Source organism: Aeromicrobium stalagmiti (assembly GCF_013283745.1).
In the GTDB taxonomy this organism is placed as follows: Bacteria; Actinomycetota; Actinomycetes; order Propionibacteriales; family Nocardioidaceae; genus Aeromicrobium; species Aeromicrobium stalagmiti.
In genome coordinates this window covers 87,471-104,289 of record NZ_JABSTZ010000002.1, presented here as the reverse complement: position 1 = coordinate 104,289, position 16,819 = coordinate 87,471, and the positions used below count along the sequence as shown (strand labels likewise).

Annotated in this window: 18 protein-coding genes; 3 read left to right on the top strand and 15 right to left on the bottom strand. The window is 68.5% G+C overall.

What is annotated here, in order from left to right:
• Positions 1-2 precede the first annotated feature (2 nt).
• Positions 3-2,435 carry an ABC transporter permease gene (locus HQK15_RS19100; RefSeq protein WP_217361572.1) on the top strand — a complete coding sequence of 811 codons (2,433 nt, stop codon included), beginning with the start codon at positions 3-5 and terminating at the stop codon, positions 2,433-2,435.
• 48 nt (positions 2,436-2,483) lie between these two features.
• A complete protein-coding gene (locus HQK15_RS09560) occupies positions 2,484-3,275 on the top strand; it encodes an isocitrate lyase/PEP mutase family protein (RefSeq protein WP_173491247.1) in 792 nt (263 codons plus the stop codon).
• A 149-nt stretch (positions 3,276-3,424) separates the two neighbouring features.
• Here HQK15_RS09560 and HQK15_RS09555 read toward each other — a convergent pair whose 3' ends face one another.
• Positions 3,425-5,413, bottom strand: coding sequence for a protein meaA (locus HQK15_RS09555; protein WP_173491246.1), 1,989 nt, complete (start codon positions 5,411-5,413; stop codon positions 3,425-3,427).
• Between the two features lie 91 nt (positions 5,414-5,504).
• Between HQK15_RS09555 and HQK15_RS09550 the strand changes: the two genes are divergently transcribed.
• Positions 5,505-6,080 (top strand): cob(I)yrinic acid a,c-diamide adenosyltransferase, encoded by a 576-nt coding sequence (locus HQK15_RS09550; RefSeq protein ID WP_173491245.1) that lies wholly within the window; start codon positions 5,505-5,507, stop codon positions 6,078-6,080.
• Position 6,081: 1 nt separating this feature from the next.
• On the opposite strand, the gene HQK15_RS09545 is transcribed toward HQK15_RS09550, so the two are convergent.
• The 14 genes from HQK15_RS09545 to HQK15_RS09480 form a co-directional block, all read right to left on the bottom strand.
• Positions 6,082-6,300: a hypothetical protein gene (locus HQK15_RS09545; RefSeq protein ID WP_173491244.1), complete on the bottom strand. Its 219-nt coding sequence runs from the start codon at positions 6,298-6,300 to the stop codon at positions 6,082-6,084.
• 134 nt (positions 6,301-6,434) lie between these two features.
• Positions 6,435-6,881: a DUF2550 domain-containing protein gene (locus HQK15_RS09540; protein ID WP_173491243.1), complete on the bottom strand. Its 447-nt coding sequence runs from the start codon at positions 6,879-6,881 to the stop codon at positions 6,435-6,437.
• 23 nt (positions 6,882-6,904) lie between these two features.
• Complete coding sequence (locus tag HQK15_RS09535; RefSeq protein ID WP_173491242.1) at positions 6,905-7,285, bottom strand: F0F1 ATP synthase subunit epsilon; 381 nt, start codon at positions 7,283-7,285, stop codon at positions 6,905-6,907.
• Positions 7,285-8,736: a F0F1 ATP synthase subunit beta gene (gene atpD / locus HQK15_RS09530; protein ID WP_173491241.1), complete on the bottom strand. Its 1,452-nt coding sequence runs from the start codon at positions 8,734-8,736 to the stop codon at positions 7,285-7,287. The genes HQK15_RS09535 and atpD overlap by 1 nt, the downstream gene beginning before the upstream one ends.
• Positions 8,737-8,741: 5 nt before the next feature.
• Positions 8,742-9,674 (bottom strand): F0F1 ATP synthase subunit gamma, encoded by a 933-nt coding sequence (locus HQK15_RS09525; RefSeq protein WP_173491240.1) that lies wholly within the window; start codon positions 9,672-9,674, stop codon positions 8,742-8,744.
• Between the two features lie 2 nt (positions 9,675-9,676).
• Positions 9,677-11,317 carry a F0F1 ATP synthase subunit alpha gene (atpA, locus tag HQK15_RS09520; protein WP_173491239.1) on the bottom strand — a complete coding sequence of 547 codons (1,641 nt, stop codon included), beginning with the start codon at positions 11,315-11,317 and terminating at the stop codon, positions 9,677-9,679.
• 52 nt (positions 11,318-11,369) lie between these two features.
• Positions 11,370-12,170, bottom strand: coding sequence for a F0F1 ATP synthase subunit delta (locus HQK15_RS09515; protein WP_173491238.1), 801 nt, complete (start codon positions 12,168-12,170; stop codon positions 11,370-11,372).
• Positions 12,170-12,724, bottom strand: coding sequence for a F0F1 ATP synthase subunit B (locus tag HQK15_RS09510; protein ID WP_173491237.1), 555 nt, complete (start codon positions 12,722-12,724; stop codon positions 12,170-12,172). The genes HQK15_RS09515 and HQK15_RS09510 overlap by 1 nt, the downstream gene beginning before the upstream one ends.
• 36 nt (positions 12,725-12,760) lie before the next feature.
• Entirely contained in the window at positions 12,761-12,970 is a 210-nt protein-coding gene (locus HQK15_RS09505) for an ATP synthase subunit C-like protein (RefSeq protein ID WP_367649129.1), read from the bottom strand.
• Between the two features lie 73 nt (positions 12,971-13,043).
• Positions 13,044-13,844, bottom strand: a complete 801-nt coding sequence (gene atpB / locus HQK15_RS09500) for a F0F1 ATP synthase subunit A (protein WP_367649128.1) — start codon at positions 13,842-13,844, stop codon at positions 13,044-13,046.
• Between the two features lie 135 nt (positions 13,845-13,979).
• Entirely contained in the window at positions 13,980-14,405 is a 426-nt protein-coding gene (locus tag HQK15_RS09495) for a Cg1360 family ATP-synthase-associated protein (protein ID WP_173491236.1), read from the bottom strand.
• The gene (locus HQK15_RS09490) at positions 14,402-15,523 is read right to left on the bottom strand and encodes a glycosyltransferase family 4 protein (RefSeq protein ID WP_173491235.1); all 1,122 of its coding nucleotides are present in this window, start codon (positions 15,521-15,523) and stop codon (positions 14,402-14,404) included. The genes HQK15_RS09495 and HQK15_RS09490 overlap by 4 nt, the downstream gene beginning before the upstream one ends.
• Positions 15,524-16,249, bottom strand: coding sequence for an L-threonylcarbamoyladenylate synthase (locus tag HQK15_RS09485; protein WP_173491234.1), 726 nt, complete (start codon positions 16,247-16,249; stop codon positions 15,524-15,526).
• 22 nt (positions 16,250-16,271) lie between these two features.
• A complete protein-coding gene (locus HQK15_RS09480; protein WP_173491233.1) occupies positions 16,272-16,814 on the bottom strand; it encodes a VTT domain-containing protein in 543 nt (180 codons plus the stop codon).
• Positions 16,815-16,819 lie beyond the last annotated feature (5 nt).

Here is a 16,819-nt window from a genome sequence, read left to right as displayed (position 1 = left end):
CCGTGATCATCGCCTCCATGCGGACGTACGCCCGCCGCTACGTCGCAGCCCTCCTCGCGATCGTCATCGCCACGGGCTTCATCGTCTCGATCAACGCCTTGAGCGCCGCCGCCCGGGAGGGCTCACGCCAGGCCGTCACCCAGCAGTACGGTCGTGCCGACGTGGCCGTGACCGGCGCCGGTGAGCCCACGGCGTTCGCCACGCTGGCCCGTCGCGCCGCGGCTGATCCCGGCGTCGCGGCCGTCGCGACCAGCTGGGCGTCGTACGCAGGCGTCCGGTTCCCCGACGGCCCCCAGGACGTCTCGCTCGGCAGCATCGCGACTGCTCCGGCCCTGCGCTGGCAGCAGGCCGCGTCGGGGCGCCTGCCGTCGGTGTCGTCGAACGACGAGGTGGCCCTGTCCACGAGCAGCGCGACGGCGCACGACGTGTCGGTCGGCGACACCGTCACGCTCTCGGTCGGCGGTGAGGACCGCCGGCTCACCGTCACCGGCACCGTCGAGGCCGCCGGCGGCCCGCTCACGGCGAGCCTCTACCTGCCCGAGACGTCGTTCGAGGGCCGCGACACGATCGGCTTCCCGCTCGACCTCGTCATCGCGACCAGCGGCGACGCCGGCGCGGTCGCCGACCGGCTCGACCGGGTCGCCGGCGACGCCACGGTGATGACCGGCGCCGCCTACCTGCGTGACCAGTGGCTGCAGGCGACCCAGGGCATCGACATCTTCGCGAAGCTGATCTTCGTCTTCGCCGGCATCTCGTTGTTCGTCGGAGCGCTCGTCATCGCCAACACGTTCACGATCCTGCTGGCCCAGCGGTCCCGCGACCTGGCACTGCTGCGGTGCGTGGGCGCGCTCCGCGCCCAGGTCGCCCGGTCGGTGGTGGCCGAGGGCGCCCTGCTCGGTGTCATCGGCTCGCTGCTCGGCGTCGCGCTCGGCTACGGCATCTCGCTCCTCGGGGTCGTGCTCATCCACGGCCTCTCGCCGGACACACCCATGGGAACACCCGCTCTGACGCTCGGCGCGGTGCTCGTCCCCGCCCTGCTCGGCATCGCCGTCACGGCCGCGGCCGCCTATGCGCCGGCCCAGCGCGCCGGGGGGCAGTCGCCGCTGGCCGCGCTGAACCCTCAGGACGTCGTCGAGATCCGTTCGCGGTCCGGCGCGGTCCGCCTCGCCGCGGCAGCCGTGCTGCTCCTCGTCGGGGGCGCCGCGCTCGTGCTGGGCATCGGCGGATCGCTTCCGGTCGGCATGGTCGGCGGGATGCTCTCGTTCATCGGTGTCCTGCTGCTCACCCCCGTCCTCGTGCCCACGGCCATCCGGGCGGCGGGGCCCATCGCCCGTCGACTCGGGCTGGCCGGCCGGCTGGCGCACCTCAACTCGCTGCGCAACCCGCGGCGCACCGCTGCCACGTCGACCGCGCTGCTCATCGGCGTCACGCTCATCACGTCCGTCGTCGTCGGAGCCTCGTCGATCTCGCACAAGGTCAACACCTCGCTCGACACCAACCACCCGATCGACCTGATGGTGACCGCCGCGGACCGAGCAGTCCCCGACCGGGTCGTCGACGAGGTCCGCGACGTCGACGGGGCCTCCCGCGTCGCCGCCCTGCCCGGCCGGACCGCCGAGGTCGGCGACGACACGCTGACCGTGCTGGGTGCCGACCCGGATGCACTCGCGCTGGTGCACGGCGACGACGCGATCGATGAGCTCGCAGCCGACGAGATCCTGCTTCCTGTGTCGTCCACCGCGCTCCCCGTCGACGAGCCCGGCACCACCGTGACCGTCCGGACCAGCACCGGGCCGCAGCAGATGACGGCTCGGTTCGTCTCCGGCATCGGTGACGCCGCGATCGTCCGCGCGTCGACGCTGGACACGATGGGAGGCGCGACCAGCACCCGTGCGGTGTGGCTGCGCGCCGCTGACGACGCCGACCCGCGCGAGATCATGTCGGCGGTCAGCGCGATCGGCGAGACCTCCGACCTCACCGTGTCGGGAGGCCTGACCGAGCGGGCCGACATCCTGAAGATCCTCGACGTCGTGCTCGCGGTGACCGTCGGCCTGCTCGCGATCGCGGTGCTGATCGCGCTCATCGGGGTCGGCAACACGCTGAGCCTCTCGGTGCTCGAGCGGGTGCGCGAGAACTCGCTGCTGCGGGCGCTGGGCCTCGACCGGTCAGGACTGCGGGCGATGCTGGCGCTCGAGGCCCTGCTGATGGCGGGGGTCTCGGCGGTCTTCGGTGTGGGGCTCGGCACGGCGTACGCATGGTTCGGCGTCAAGACGGCGTCGATCGGCGTCTTCGCCACATCGCCCAGCCTGACGATGCCGTGGGGGCAGATCGCGCTGATCCTCCTCGTCGCGGCTCTCGCCGGTCTCGCGGCGTGCGTGCTGCCTGCCCGGCGAGCCGCGAGGATCGCCCCCGCCGCGGGGCTCGTCGCGGACTGACCGCACGCCAGGGATGCCCTTCTGGGGCTGGGCTCCTACGGTGGTGTCATGACCGAACTCGACACTGAATTCCTGGCAGCCCAGTCCCAGCAGCTCCTCGCCCTGCACGCAGCCCCCGAGCTGCTCAAGGTCGTCAACGTGTGGGACGCCATCAGCGCCCGCGTCGTCTCCGAGGTCGAGGGCGTCACGGCCCTCGCCACCGCCAGCCACTCGATCGCCGCGGCCTACGGCTACGAGGACGGCGAGAACATCCCCATCGAGCTCATGATCGAGGCCGTCGGCACGGTCGTCTCGGCGACCGACCTGCCGGTCACCGCCGATCTCGAGGCCGGCTACGGCAACCCCGGCGAGACGGCCCGCAAGGCCATCTCCGTCGGCGTCGTGGGCGCCAACCTCGAGGACCAGATGAAGCCGCTGTCCGAGGCCGTGGCCGCCGTCGAGGCCGTCCTCGCCGCCGGACAGGCCGAGGGCATCGACTTCGTGCTCAACGCCCGTACCGATGCCTTCGTCAAGGCCGGGGACCGCCCCCACGCCGACGTCCTCGCCGACGCGATCGAGCGCGGCTCGGCCTATCTCGCGGCGGGCGCACCGGTCGTGTTCGTGCCGGGAGCGGTGTCGGAGGACGACATCGTGGCGTTCGTCGACGCGTGGGGACCGCAGAAGCTCACCCTCATCGGTGCTCCCGGCTCCGTGCCGCTCGCCCGCATGCAGGAGCTCGGCGTCGCCCGGGTGTCCTACGGACCGTTCAGCCAGTCCGTGGCCCTCATGGCGCTGCAGGACCTGACGACCGACATCGTCGCCGGCGGAGGCCTGCCTGCCGACTTCCGCGTCCTCAACTAGCTCGCCACCCACCCCACCTACGGTTTACCACGGTCCCTACGCAAACCGAATGCGGCGAGGATCCGCCCGGGGCAAACGTCGTCCGCCCGAGGGACAGCTCCCCCGGGCGGACGAGGTCTCCGTAGGGACCGTGGTAAACCGCAATGGGGTCAGCTGAGGCCGCGGGCCTTGCGGATCTCGTCGACGATGCGGTCCATGATCGACGTCATGCCGAAGTCCTTGGGCGTGAACACCGCAGCGACCCCGGCAGCCTCCATCTTGCGGCCGTCGGAGTCGGGGATGATGCCGCCGACGATGAGCGGGACGTCGTCGAGACCGGCCGCGGCCATGGCCTTCTGCACCTCCGGCACCAGCTCCATGTGCGAGCCGGACAGGATCGACAGGCCAACCGCGTGCACGTCCTCGGCGACCGCAGCCGCCACGATCTGTGCCGGGGTCAGCCGGATTCCTTGGTAGACGACCTCGAACCCCGCGTCACGGGCGCGGACGGCGATCTGCTCTGCGCCGTTGGAGTGCCCGTCGAGGCCCGGCTTGCCGACCAGGAAGCGCAGGCGGGTGCCCAGCGCCTCGCCGGTCTCACGGACCCGCTCACGGACGGCAGCCAGCTCGGCACCGGCCTCGGCGATGCTCGCGACGCCGCTCACGCCCGTGGGTGCGCGGTACTCGCCGAACACCTCGCGCAGCGCTCCGGCCCACTCGCCGACAGTCGCCCCGGCGCGCACGGCCTCGAGCGTCGCCTCCATCAGGTTGGTCTCGGTCTTGGCCTCACGCTGCAGGCGCTGCAGCGCCTCGTCCACCGCGCCCTGGTCGCGATCGGCGCGCCAGGCCTGCACGTCGGCGACGGCATTGGCCTCGGCCTCGGGATCGGCGGTCATGATCGCGCCGTCGAGGTCGGCGGTCAGGGGTGACGGCTCGGTCTCGGTGTAGGAGTTGACGCCCACGACCTTCATCTCGCCGGCCTCGATCCTGGCCCGACGCTCCGAGTGCGACCCGACGAGCGCCTGCTTCATGTAGCCGGACTCGACGGCCGCGACGGCGCCACCCATGGCCTGGACCCGGTCGATCTCGGCCTTCGCGCCCTCGATCAGCTCGTTGACCTTGGCCTCGATGACGACCGATCCCTCGAAGATGTCGTCGTACTCCAGCAGGTCGGACTCGAAGGCGAGCACCTGCTGCAGCCGCAGCGACCACTGCTGGTCCCACGGACGGGGCAGGCCGAGGGCCTCGTTCCACGCCGGCAGCTGCACGGCGCGGGCGCGCGCGTCCTTGCTGAGCGTCACGCCCAGCATCTCCAGCACGATGCGCTGCACGTTGTTCTCGGGCTGCGCCTCGGTGAGGCCCAGCGAGTTGACCTGGACGCCGTAGCGCAGACGCCGCATCTTGGGATCCTGAACGCCGTAGCGCTCGCGGGTGATCTCGTCCCACAGCCGCCCGAAGGCGCGCATCTTGCACATCTCCTCGATGAAGCGGACGCCGGCGTTGACGAAGAACGAGATGCGACCGACGACCTTCTCGAACTCCTCAGGCGGCACCTGGCCGGAGTCCCGCACCGAGTCGAGCACCGCGATCGCGGTCGTCAGGGCGTACGCCAGCTCCTGCGTGGGCGTCGCGCCGGCCTCCTGCAGGTGATAGCTGCAGATGTTAAGCGGGTTCCACTTCGGGATCGTCGTCACGGTGTACGCGATCATGTCGGTCGTCAGACGCAGCGACGGCGCCGGACCGAAGACGTACGTGCCGCGCGACAGGTACTCCTTGATGATGTCGTTCTGTGTCGTGCCCTGCAGCTGCGCCGGGTCGACGCCCTGCTCCTCGGCCGCGACCTGGTACATCGCGAGCAGCCACATTGCGGTGGCGTTGATCGTCATCGAGGTGTTCATGGTCTCGAGCGGGATGTCCTGGAACAGGCGTCGCATCGCTCCGAGGTGTGGGATCGGCACACCGACCTTGCCCACCTCGCCCCGGCTCAGCTCGTGGTCCGGGTCGTAGCCCGTCTGGGTCGGAAGGTCGAACGCGACCGAGAGGCCGGTCTGCCCCTTCGAGAGATTGCGACGGTAGAGCGCGTTGGACTCAGCGGCAGAGCTGTGTCCGGCGTACGTGCGCATCACCCAGGGCTTGTCAGGCGCAGACTTGTCAGGCATGGGGGTCAGGTTACCTCTCCGTAACCTGAGCGGTCACTGGTTCGACGGGGCGTTATGGCTCACATTGCATGGACGTCCTAGGATCGCCACCATGGTCAACCTCACCCGGATCTACACGCGGACCGGCGACGCCGGCACCACCAACCTCGGCGACATGAGCACCACGAGCAAGCTCGACCTGCGCCTGGCCGCGTACGCCGACGTCGACGAGGCGAATGCCCAGATCGGCTTCGCCATCGCGGTCGGCGGTCTCGAGGACGAGGTCGTCACGGTGCTCACCCGCATCCAGAACGACCTGTTCGACGTCGGCGCAGACCTGTCGTGCCCCGTCGTCGACAACCCCGAGTACCCCCCGCTGCGGGTCGAGCAGGACTACATCGACCGGCTCGAGGCATGGTGCGACCACTACAACGAGCAGGTGCCCAAGCTCCGCTCCTTCATCCTGCGCGGAGGGACGCCCTCCGCCGCGGCGGTGCACATCGCCTGCACCGTCGTCCGCCGAGCCGAGCGGTCGGCGTGGGCCGCGCTCGAGGAGCACGGAGACACCATGAACGTGCTGACCGCGAAGTACCTCAACCGGCTCAGCGACCTGCTGTTCATCCTGGGGCGCCACGCCAACCGGGAGCAGGGCGACGTGCTCTGGGTTCCCGGCGGCGAGCGCGACTAGATCAGTCCCAGTCGATGCGCTGGGTGGTCGCACCACCGTCGCCGGGTGCCGGCGCGGGTGCGTCCCAGTCGATGATGCGACCGGGGCTCTTGACCTTGTACTGGACGGCCTTGACGCTGACGTCCTGAGTCGCGGTGTCAGCGGAGGCTCCGGCCCCGGGGCCAAGGCCGATGAAGGCGACGACCGACACGGATGCCGCAATGACGAGACGCTTGAACACGTGACACCTTCTTGTTCCAGGGGGACGGGCAGGGTGGCCCGAAGAACTGACCCGATTGTCTCCCCGCAGCGGTGAAACCGTCAACAGATGCGGGGAACCTGTACGGCCGCCTCAGAGCCACGACGTGTCGCGGGTCAGAGAACGTTGTTGACGCGCTGGCCCGGCGGTGACGACTCGAGCCACGACAGCAGCCCCGTCAGCGCGTTGGGACTCATCGCGAACTGCTGCACGCCCGAGGCGTTCTGGGTGCCGACGATGAGGTGACCCGCATGGATCGCATGCACCTCGTGGCCGACCGGCTCACGCCGCCCATCGATGCGCACGTCGCCGCGGGTGAACCGGTAGCGCGGTCGCATCGACAGCGAGAAGGTGCGGAACCACTCGAGCTCGGTGTCGCGATAGACCGCCAGCCCCAGCATCCACCCGCTCGCCTGGGCGTCCGCGCCCCGGTTGACGCTCATCTCGAACGTGCCACCGGATCGCGCGAGCACCCGCCGACGGACCAGGAGCCCGACGACCAGCAGCACCAGCGCCGCCACGACGAACGCGAGGGCATCGACCAACCACCACCACAGCGGCACGGGCGATCCCCCCTCTCAGTGCGTCAGGACGCCTTGTCGACGAGGCGCAGCTTGGCCTCGGCACGCAGGACGGCGGCGCCGTCCTCGTCCTTCTGCGCAGCCTCGAGGTCGGCCTTGACCGCCGCCGCGTCGATCTCCGAGGCGAGGAACGCGTCCTCGCTCAGGATCGACACGTGGTTGTCGGCAACCGACAAGAAGCCCTCCTCGACAGCGGCGAAGACGGTGTCACCACCCTCGAAGGGGTAGATCTCCACCACGCCGGGGACCAGGAGCGACAGCAGCGGCGCGTGGCCCGCCAGCACGCCGAGGTCACCCTCGACGGTGCGGGCGATGACCTCGCGCGCCTGGCCCGACCACACGACGCGGTCGGCGGCCACCAGCTCGATCTGAATCGGATCTGCCATCAGAGGCTCTTCTGGATTTCTTCCCACTTCTTGTCGACGTCTTCGAGACCGCCGCACATGAAGAAGGCCTGCTCAGCCACGTGGTCGTAGTCACCGTCGCAGATCTTGGTGAAGCCGTCGATGGTCTCGTCGATGGAGACCGTCGAGCCCTCGATGCCGGTGAACTGCTTGGCCACGTAGGTGTTCTGCGACAGGAAGCGCTGGATGCGACGCGCGCGTGACACGAGCGTCTTGTCCTCTTCGCTGAGCTCGTCGACACCGAGGATCGCGATGATGTCCTGGAGCTCCTTGTTGCGCTGCAGGATGCTCTTGACGCGGTTCGCGGTGTTGTAGTGGTCAGCGCTGATGTAGCGCGGGTCGAGGATGCGCGACGTCGAGGTCAGCGGGTCCACGGCCGGGTAGATGCCCATCGACGCGATCTCACGGTTGAGCTCGGTCGTGGCGTCGAGGTGCGCGAACGTGGTCGCCGGAGCCGGGTCGGTGTAGTCGTCGGCCGGGACGTAGATCGCCTGCAGCGAGGTGATCGAGTGACCACGCGTCGAGGTGATGCGCTCCTGGAGCACGCCCATCTCGTCGGCCAGCGTCGGCTGGTAGCCCACGGCGGAGGGCACACGGCCCAGCAGCGTGGAGACCTCGGAGCCGGCCTGCGTGAAGCGGAAGATGTTGTCGATGAACAGCAGCACGTCCTGCTTCTGCACGTCGCGGAAGTACTCGGCCATCGTCAGGGCCGACAGGGCGACGCGAAGACGCGCTCCCGGCGGCTCGTCCATCTGGCCGAAGACGAGGGCGGTCTGTCCGAGGACGCCGGCCTCCTCCATCTCGACGATGAGGTCGTTGCCCTCACGGGTGCGCTCGCCGACACCGGCGAACACCGACACACCACCGTGGTCGCGGGCCACACGGGCGATCATCTCCTGGATGAGCACCGTCTTGCCGACGCCTGCACCACCGAAGAGGCCGATCTTTCCACCGAGCACGTAGGGCGTCAGCAGGTCGATGACCTTGATGCCGGTCTGGAACATCTCGGTCTTGGACTCGAGCTGGTCGAAGTCGGGAGCCTTGGCGTGGATGCCACGACGCTCCTTGACCTCCCAGACCTCACCCTCCTCGAGGTTCATGACGTCACCGGTGGTGTTGAACACCTTGCCGAGGGTCTGGTCGCCGACGGGGACCGTGATGGGTCCGCCGGTGTTGGTGACCGTCGCACCGCGGACGATGCCGTCGGTCGGACGCAGGCTGATCGCGCGGACCAGGCCGTCACCGATGTGGAGCGCGACCTCGAGGGTCAGGGTCTCCTTGACGCCTGCGACCTCGGTGTCGACCTTGAGCGCGTTGTACATGTCCGGGATGGCATCGCTGGGGAACTCGATGTCGAGCACCGGGCCGATGACCCGGGCGACCCGGCCGGTGGCCAGCTCGGTGGTCTGGGTGTCTGCGGTGTTGGTAGGCATCTCTCTCACTCACTCCCAGCGGAGGCGTCAGCAAGCGCGTTGGCGCCGCCCACGATCTCGCTGATCTCCTGGGTAATACCGGCCTGGCGGGCCTGGTTGGCTGTTCGGGTGTACTTCTCGATGAGGTCCTGCGCGTTGTCGGTGGCCGACTTCATCGCCTTCTGACGTGCTGCGAGCTCCGAGGCCGAGGCCTGCAGCAGGCAGTAGTAGATGCGGCTGTGGACGTACTTGGGCAGCAGTGCGTCCAGCACCTCGTGCGCCGACGGCTCGAACTCGTAGAGCGGGAGGACGTCGTCGGCTGCGGGAGCCTCGGTGCCCTCGACGACCTCGAGCGGGAGCAGACGGATGACATCCGGCTCCTGCACCAGCATCGACTTGAACCGCGTGAAGACCACGTGGAGCTCGTCCGCCGCGAGGGCGGGGTCGATGGCCTCCTCATCGGTCTCGTCGATGTTGAAGGTACGGACCAGCGTGTTGCCGATCTCCCGCGCGTGCGAGTACTCCGGCTTGTCGGAGAAGCCCGTCCACGACTGGACGAACTCACGCCCGCGGAAGTTGTAGTACGCCTCGGCCTTGCGACCCGAGAGGTACAGGTCGACGTCCTTGCCCTCGCCACGCAGCTTCTCGACGAGGCGCTCGGCCTCCTTCATGACGGAGGTCGAGTAGGCGCCGGCCAGACCGCGATCGCTCGCGATGACCAGCACGGCCGCCTTCGTGGCGTTCTCCTTCTCCGTCGTCAACGGGTGGTCGACGTTGGAGAAGGTGGCGACGGCAGACACGGCGCGCGTGAGCTCGCGGGCGTACGGCGCTGCCGCCGCCGCTCGCTGCTGCGCCTTGATGATGCGCGACGCAGCGATGAGCTCCATGGCGCGCGTGATCTTCTTGGTCGCCTGCGTCGACCTGATCTTCGCGCGTAGCTCGCGTACCGATGCCGCCATCGTCAGCCCCGCTTCTGCTTGACGATCTGCTCCTGCTCGACGTCTTCGTCGGCGAGGGCCTCGAACTCCTCGTGGCCGGCCTTGATCGAGCCGCCGTCCGAGGTCTCGAACTGATCGGTGAAGGTGTCGTAGGCAGCCTCGAGAGCCTGCTTGTTGTCGTCCTCGAACTTGCCGGTCTCACGGATCGCGGCGAGAACCTCGCTGTGCGAACGCTTGAGGTAGTCGAGGAACTCGGTCTCGAAGCGCGTGATGTCCTCGACCGGCACGGCGTCGAGCTTGCCCGCCGAGGCGGCCCAGATCGAGACGACCTGGTTCTCGACCGGGAACGGCGCGTACTGACCCTGCTTGAACAGCTCCATGATGCGCTGGCCACGGGCGAGCTGCTGCTTGGACGCGGCGTCGAGGTCGGACGCGAACATCGCGAACGCCTCCATCGCGCGGTACTGGGCGAGCTCGACCTTGAGCGATCCGGTGACGGACTTCATCGACTTCTGCATCGCTGCACCACCGACGCGCGACACCGAGATGCCGACGTCGACCGCGGGACGCTGGTTGGCGTTGAAGAGGTCGGACTGCAGGAAGATCTGACCGTCGGTGATCGAGATGACGTTGGTCGGGATGTAGGCCGACACGTCGTTGGCCTTGGTCTCGATGATCGGCAGACCCGTCATCGAGCCGGCGCCCAGCTCGTCGCTGAGCTTGGCGCAACGCTCGAGCAGACGCGAGTGCAGGTAGAAGACGTCACCCGGGTATGCCTCACGTCCCGGCGGACGACGCAGCAGCAGCGACACGGCGCGGTAGGCCTCGGCCTGCTTCGACAGGTCGTCAAAGATGATCAGCACGTGCTTGCCCGCGTACATCCACTCCTGGCCGATGGCCGAGCCGGTGTAGGGGGCGAGGTACTTGAACCCAGCCGAGTCCGACGCGGGAGCGGCGACGATCGTCGTGTACTCCAGTGCGCCGGCGTCCTCGAGGGCGCCACGCACGGCGGCGATGGTCGAGCCCTTCTGGCCGATCGCGACGTAGATGCAGCGAACCTGCTTGGTCGGGTCGCCGCTCTCCCAGAACTCCTTCTGGTTGATGATCGTGTCGATCGCGATCGCGGTCTTGCCCGTCTGACGGTCACCGATGATCAGCTGACGCTGGCCACGGCCGATCGGCGTCAGCGAGTCGATGGCCTTGAGGCCGGTCATCATCGGCTCGTGGACGCTCTTGCGCTGCATGACGTTGGGAGCCTGGAGCTCCAGCGCACGGCGCTTGTCGGTCTTGATCTCGCCGAGGCCGTCGATCGGGGTGCCGAGCGGGTCGACGACGCGGCCGAGGTAGTTGTCGCCGACGGGGACCGAGAGGACCTCGCCCGTACGACGGACGGTCTGTCCCTCCTCGATGCCGGAGAACTCACCCAGGATGACGACACCGATCTCGCGGACGTCCAGGTTGAGCGCAAGGCCCAGCGTGCCGTCCTCGAACTCGAGGAGCTCGTTGGCCATGGCCGAGGGAAGGCCCTCGACACGGGCGATGCCGTCACCGGCGCTCGCGACGATGCCGACCTCTTCGGTCGCAGCGGCGCTCGGCTTGTAGTCGGCCACGAACTTCTGCAACGCGTCGCGGATCTCGTCCGGACGGATCGTGAGTTCCGCCATGTTGTTGCCTGCCTTCTTGGTTGTGAAAAGGGTGCTGTCGGGGAGGGTGGTTCTAGCCTGCAAGACGCCGGCGGGCGACTTCGAGGCGCGTGGACATGGAGCCGTCGACCACCTCGCCGGCGACGGAGACGGAGATGCCTCCGATGACCGAGGGATCGATGACGATGTTGAGGTGGACGTCCCGTCCGTACTTCGTGCCCAGCGCGGCGGCCAGGCGGTTCTTCTCGGTGTCGTCGAGCTCGTAGGCGACCCGCACCTCGGCGAGCAGACGGCTGCGGCGAGCCGCTGCCGTCTCGCCGAACGCGCTGAGGACACGTTCGAACGACCCCGTGCGTGCAGCGGCGGCCTGGGAGGCCAGCGCCAGCGTGGTCGCGGTGACCTTGCCGCCGAGCAGGTTGCCCAGCAGCTCGCCCTTGGCTGCTGCCGGCAGCGCCCGGTCGGAGACGACCTGGCGCAGCTCGGCGTCGGACCGCACGAAGCGGCCGACCTCGAACAGCTCGGTCTCGACCGCGTCGAGCTCACCGGCTGCATCAGCAGCGGCGACCAGCGCGGTCACGCCGGCGGTCTCGAGACCGTCGGTGAGATCGCGGCCCGAGGCCCAGCGTCCGCTGACCGCGGCCTGGACGACCGTCAGCGCGTCGGCGCTGACCTGCTGGCCGAAGACCTGCTTCGCGAGCCCGGCCTTGGCCTGCGCCTCGGTCGACGGGTCGGTCAGCACGCGGCGGAGCGCCGGCTCGCGGTCCAGCGTCGAGACGACGTTGAACAGCTCGGCTCCGAGGTCGCCCGTCGAGCCCTTGACCGCACCGACGGCGGCAAGGACCTCTTGGAGCGACTTCGCTGAAATGCCACGCATCAGTTGGCCGACTCCTCGAGCTCGGCGATGAAGCGCTCGACCGTACGCTTCTGGGCCGCGGAGTCGTCGAGAACCTCGCCGACGATGCGACCCGCGAGCGCGGTGGCCATGGATCCGACCTCACCCTTGAGCTGAGCCAGGACCTGAGCACGCTCGGCCTCGACCTGCGCGTGCGCCGTCGAGGTGATGCGCTCGGCCTCGGCCTGGGCCTGGGCCCGCAGCTCGGCGATGATCTGCGCGCCCTGCTCCTTGGCCTCCTCGCGGATGGCCGCAGCCTCCTGACGCGCTCCGGCGAGCTGCGCGGTGTACTGCTCGAGAGCGGCCCTGGCTTCCTTCTGGGCAGCCTGAGCCTCCTCGATGCCACCTTCGATGGCAGCAGTGCGCTCCGCGTACGCCTTCTCGAACATCGGGATGACGATCTTCTTCAGCAGGAAGAAGATGAGGAGGAAGACGACAGCGCTGATGATGATCTCAGCGGTGTGAGGGATCAGAGGATTGAGTTCCTCTTCCGTCTCAGCAGCGTCTCCGGCTGCACCAAGGATTGTCGAAAGCATGGCTTGACCCTGTCAGTTGGAAATAGTCCGGCGGTGCTACGGCTTGAGGACGAACGCCAGCGCGAGCGCGATGATGAAGAACTGCTCGGCGAGGACGAATCCCAGGATGGCGATCTGGCGCAGCTTGCCCTCAGCCTCGGGCTGACGAGCGACTCCGGTGACGAACGCGGCGAAGATGAGGCCGACGCCGATACCAGGCCCGATGGCAGCCAGGCCGAGGCCGATCATGTTGAGAGTGCCTCCCACGGCATTTCCTTTCGTTGTGACGCTCGGTCGAGCGTCGCGGGTGGGGATATGAAGTTGTTGGTCTGGGGGTTGCTCAGTGCTCGTCGGCCAGCGCCTCGCCGATGTACATCGACGAGAGCAGCGTGAACACGTACGCCTGGAGGAACATGATGAGGATCTCCAGGAAGCTGATGGCGATCGCCAGCAGGATCGACACGATGCCGGCCGGGTAGCGCAGGGCGTTCTCCGAGTGCAGCAGCAGGTACTCGCCGCCGAGGGAGAACAGGATGAGGAGCAGGTGGCCCGCGAACATCGTCGCGAACAGACGCAGCGTCAGCGTGATGGGACGCAGCAGGATGTTGGACAGGAACTCCAGCGGCACCAGCAGCAGGAGGATCGGGCCCTTCATGCCGGCCGGCACGGTCTCGTGCTTGAGGTAGCCGACGAAGCCCTTCTTGGCGATGCCCGCGCCGTTGTAGACGATCCAGCTCATCACGGCGATCGCGATCGGGTAGCCGATGTGCGACATCGACGGGAACTGGATGAACGGGACCAGGCCGTAGAAGTTGTTGACCAGCACGAACAGGAAGATCGTGAACAGGTAGGGGACGAACTTCATGAAGTCGTGCGAGCCGATGTTCTCGCGGGCGATGCCGTTGCGGACGAATCCGTAGACGAGCTCGCCGGCGAACTGGCCGCGACCGGGAACGACCGCGGCGGGCCGGGCTAGCCGCGCGAACAGACCCACGATCAGGAAGCCGGACAGCACCACCAGCAGCATCGGCTTGGTGACGCCGAACTCACCGATGTGGAACACCGCGGGCAGATCGAAGTCGGCCGGTCCGGGGCTCGGCGGGCTCTCGGAGCCAGCGAACGTGATCGAGGCGAGCGTCACTCATTCACCTTTGTCTCATGGCGCGGTCGCCCGCGACTTGCGTCGATGGGGCATACGGCCAGCGTCATTGTCGTGCGACGAACCCAGGCGCGTGGCGCGGGTTCCGTTCGCAGTGCCGAGGCTATCAGGGTCTGGTCAGTCCTTGTTACTCAGGTCATAGGTGGGTACGCGCTGATTGCGGTACGCAACGACTTGCAGGACGGTCGACAGCAGGGACGCCGCCAGGAGGGTCAGACCGAGGGACTTGGAGTCGATGTGGTCGGCCACCTGGTCGGAGCTCGTGAACACCGCCAGAAGGACCAGCATCACGGCCACCTTGCCCGTGAAGAGGGTCAGCGCGACCAGCAGCGCGAGCTGCGGATTGGCCTTCGTGGTGGTCTCGAGGACCGACGTGTTGGAGCTCAGGAAGACCGCGACCAGCAGGCCGCCGACGAGCGCACCGACGGCCGAGTCGGCTCCCCCGACGAGTGCGGCGACGACCACGGCGACCACGGTCACCGTCAGGACGGGCAGGACCACCGAGCGGATCGTCGTGGCGATGGTGGAACGTGGCTGGGTCATGACCAGACCTTCTCTTCGAGCTTGGGGAGCAGGAACACCGCGGCGATCGTCACCACGGCGAGGGCGCTGAAGCCGGCGATCGACTGCCAGCCGCTGAACAGGCTGATGACGACGCTGCCGAACGCGACGAGACCCGCGAAGGCGTACATCAGCAGGACGGCGCGGCGGTGCGAGTGACCGATCTCGAGCAGGCGGTGGTGGATGTGCATCTTGTCGGGGCTGAACGGCGAGCGTCCGGCGCGGGTGCGTCGCACCACCGCCAGCGCCAGGTCGACGAACGGCACGAGCAGGATCGTGAAGGGCAGGATGAGGGGCAGCAGCGCCGGCAGGAAGCTCGCCTCCGCTCCCCCGATGCCCTCGGACAGCTCGGTGGCCGGGAACTGGCCGGTCAGGCTGATCGACGAGCACGCCAGGACGAAGCCGATCAGCATCGAGCCCGAGTCGCCGATGAACATGCGGGCCGGGAAGAAGTTGTGCGGCAGGATGCCGATGCACGCACCGGCGAGCGACGCGGTCAGCAGGGCCGCGGCGATCGCGCGGGTCTCGCCGTTCTCGACCGCGAGGATGAAGGCGTAGGCGAAGAACGCCACCGCGCCTATCGCGACCATGCCGGCGGCCAGGCCGTCGAGGCCGTCGACGAAGTTGACGGCGTTGGCCGTGCCGACGATCAGCAGCACCGTGAAGATCATGGCCTGCACCTGGTCGAGGCCGATGTAGTTGCCGTAGAGCGGCAGGTAGACGAACTGCACCCCCTGGGCCACGACGATCACGCCGGCGAGCACCTGCCCGGCGAACTTGCTCAGGGCGTCGAGCTCGTAGAGGTCGTCGACGATGCCCACGAGGCAGATGACGGCGCCACCGAGGACGACCGCCTGCGCGTCCTTGAACACGCCGTCGTCGGCCAGCGAGAGGAACGGCAGGTTCGTCGCGACGAGGTAGGCCGCGATGATGCCGCCCAGCATCGCCGGGCCGCCGAAGTAGGGCGTCGGGATCGCGTGGACGTCGCGGTCGCGCACCCGCGCGACGGCACCGAAGCGGTAGGCCATCTGACGGGCGATCGAGGCCAGCAGGTAGGTGACGCCGAGCGCGATACCGAAGACGACGAGGTACTCGCGCATCTAGGCCGGATCCTCGGCGCTGGAGTCGTCGGAACCGGGCGGCTCGGTGGTGGGCGCTTCGGTGCTGGGCGCTTCGGTGCTGGGCTCGTCGGCGGGCTCGATCGTGTTGTTGAACGTGTGGAGCACGTCGAGCGGCACGGCGCCCTGGCGCAGCACGCGCGGCGTCGTGCCCGTCGCGTCGACGATCGTCGACGGAACGCCGGACGACGTCGGACCGCCGTCGAGGTAGACCGCGACGCGCCCCCCGAGCATGTCCTGGGCCTGCTCGATCGTCTGCGCGGCCGGCTCCCCCGTCGTGTTGGCGCTGCTGACGGCGAGCGGGCCGGTCTGCTTGAGCAGGGCGAGAGCCCGCTTGTCGTCGGGCATCCGGATGGCCACCGTGTTGTGCGTCTCGCCGAGGTCCCACGTCAGGGACGGCTGCTGGTGGCAGATGATCGTCAGGGGCCCGGGCCACAGGGCCTCGACCATCGACCGGAGCCAGGTGGGGATGTCGACCGCGAGCGCGTCGAGCGTCGTGGGCGCGCCGACGAGCACGGGCGGCGGCATGTCGCGCCCGCGACCCTTCGCGTCGAGGAGGTTCTGGACGGCACGCGGCGAGAAGGCGTCGGCGGCCAGGCCGTAGACGGTGTCGGTGGGCAGGACGACGAGCTTGCCCTCCTCGAGCGCTGCCTGTGCCGCCAGCAGACCTCGGTCGAACTCCTCGTCAACACTGCAGTCGAACTTCACCCGGCCATCCTAGGCGCCGGGCTCAGAACCAGCTGACCTGGTGGAGCAGGAAGGCGATGGCGAGGAACTGGATGAGGCGCCCGGTGAACACCATCGTCAGGAACAGCCACTGCGGCTGCTTCGACGCTCCCGCGAGGATCGTCACGATCGCCAGCGGCGGAATGCCGATGAGCGACGACATGAAGGCCGTCAGCCCGCCGGAGTAGGGACGGTCGAGCAGCGTCAGCAGCCAGTCGTTGACCCGTTTGATCCACTGGAAGAAGCGGGTGCCCGACATCCATCGGCCGATCCGACGCAGGCGCGCCGAGAAGGCGCTGCGGGGAGGTCTCGGCTCGACCATCCGGATCTTGTTGGTGCCCTTGCGGGCCAGCTGGAAGACGAACGCCTTGCCGATCGTGGTGGCGATGACGTGGATGAGGATCAGCAGGGCGAGGAACGGCCGGCTGTTGACCGTGGCGCCGATCGCGACGACGTAGACCTCGGCGTTGACGAACACCGGCAGGACCGCCGCACCGAGACCCACGGCGATGGCAGCGCCGATCAGTCCCAGCTCGTCGAGGCCCATGATGC

What these genes read in the sequence shown, in the direction of transcription:
- HQK15_RS09560 (WP_173491247.1), top strand. Translation starts at nt 2,484, where the DNA reads ATGACCGAACTCGACACTGAATTCCTGGCAGCCCAGTCCCAGCAGCTC.
- HQK15_RS09555 (WP_173491246.1), bottom strand. Translation starts at nt 5,413, where the DNA reads ATGCCTGACAAGTCTGCGCCTGACAAGCCCTGGGTGATGCGCACGTAC.
- HQK15_RS09550 (WP_173491245.1), top strand. Translation starts at nt 5,505, where the DNA reads ATGGTCAACCTCACCCGGATCTACACGCGGACCGGCGACGCCGGCACC.
- HQK15_RS09535 (WP_173491242.1), bottom strand. Translation starts at nt 7,285, where the DNA reads ATGGCAGATCCGATTCAGATCGAGCTGGTGGCCGCCGACCGCGTCGTG.
- atpD (WP_173491241.1), bottom strand. Translation starts at nt 8,736, where the DNA reads ATGCCTACCAACACCGCAGACACCCAGACCACCGAGCTGGCCACCGGC.
- HQK15_RS09525 (WP_173491240.1), bottom strand. Translation starts at nt 9,674, where the DNA reads ATGGCGGCATCGGTACGCGAGCTACGCGCGAAGATCAGGTCGACGCAG.
- atpA (WP_173491239.1), bottom strand. Translation starts at nt 11,317, where the DNA reads ATGGCGGAACTCACGATCCGTCCGGACGAGATCCGCGACGCGTTGCAG.
- HQK15_RS09515 (WP_173491238.1), bottom strand. Translation starts at nt 12,170, where the DNA reads ATGCGTGGCATTTCAGCGAAGTCGCTCCAAGAGGTCCTTGCCGCCGTC.
- HQK15_RS09510 (WP_173491237.1), bottom strand. Translation starts at nt 12,724, where the DNA reads ATGCTTTCGACAATCCTTGGTGCAGCCGGAGACGCTGCTGAGACGGAA.
- HQK15_RS09495 (WP_173491236.1), bottom strand. Translation starts at nt 14,405, where the DNA reads ATGACCCAGCCACGTTCCACCATCGCCACGACGATCCGCTCGGTGGTC.
- HQK15_RS09490 (WP_173491235.1), bottom strand. Translation starts at nt 15,523, where the DNA reads ATGCGCGAGTACCTCGTCGTCTTCGGTATCGCGCTCGGCGTCACCTAC.
- HQK15_RS09480 (WP_173491233.1), bottom strand. Translation starts at nt 16,814, where the DNA reads ATGGGCCTCGACGAGCTGGGACTGATCGGCGCTGCCATCGCCGTGGGT.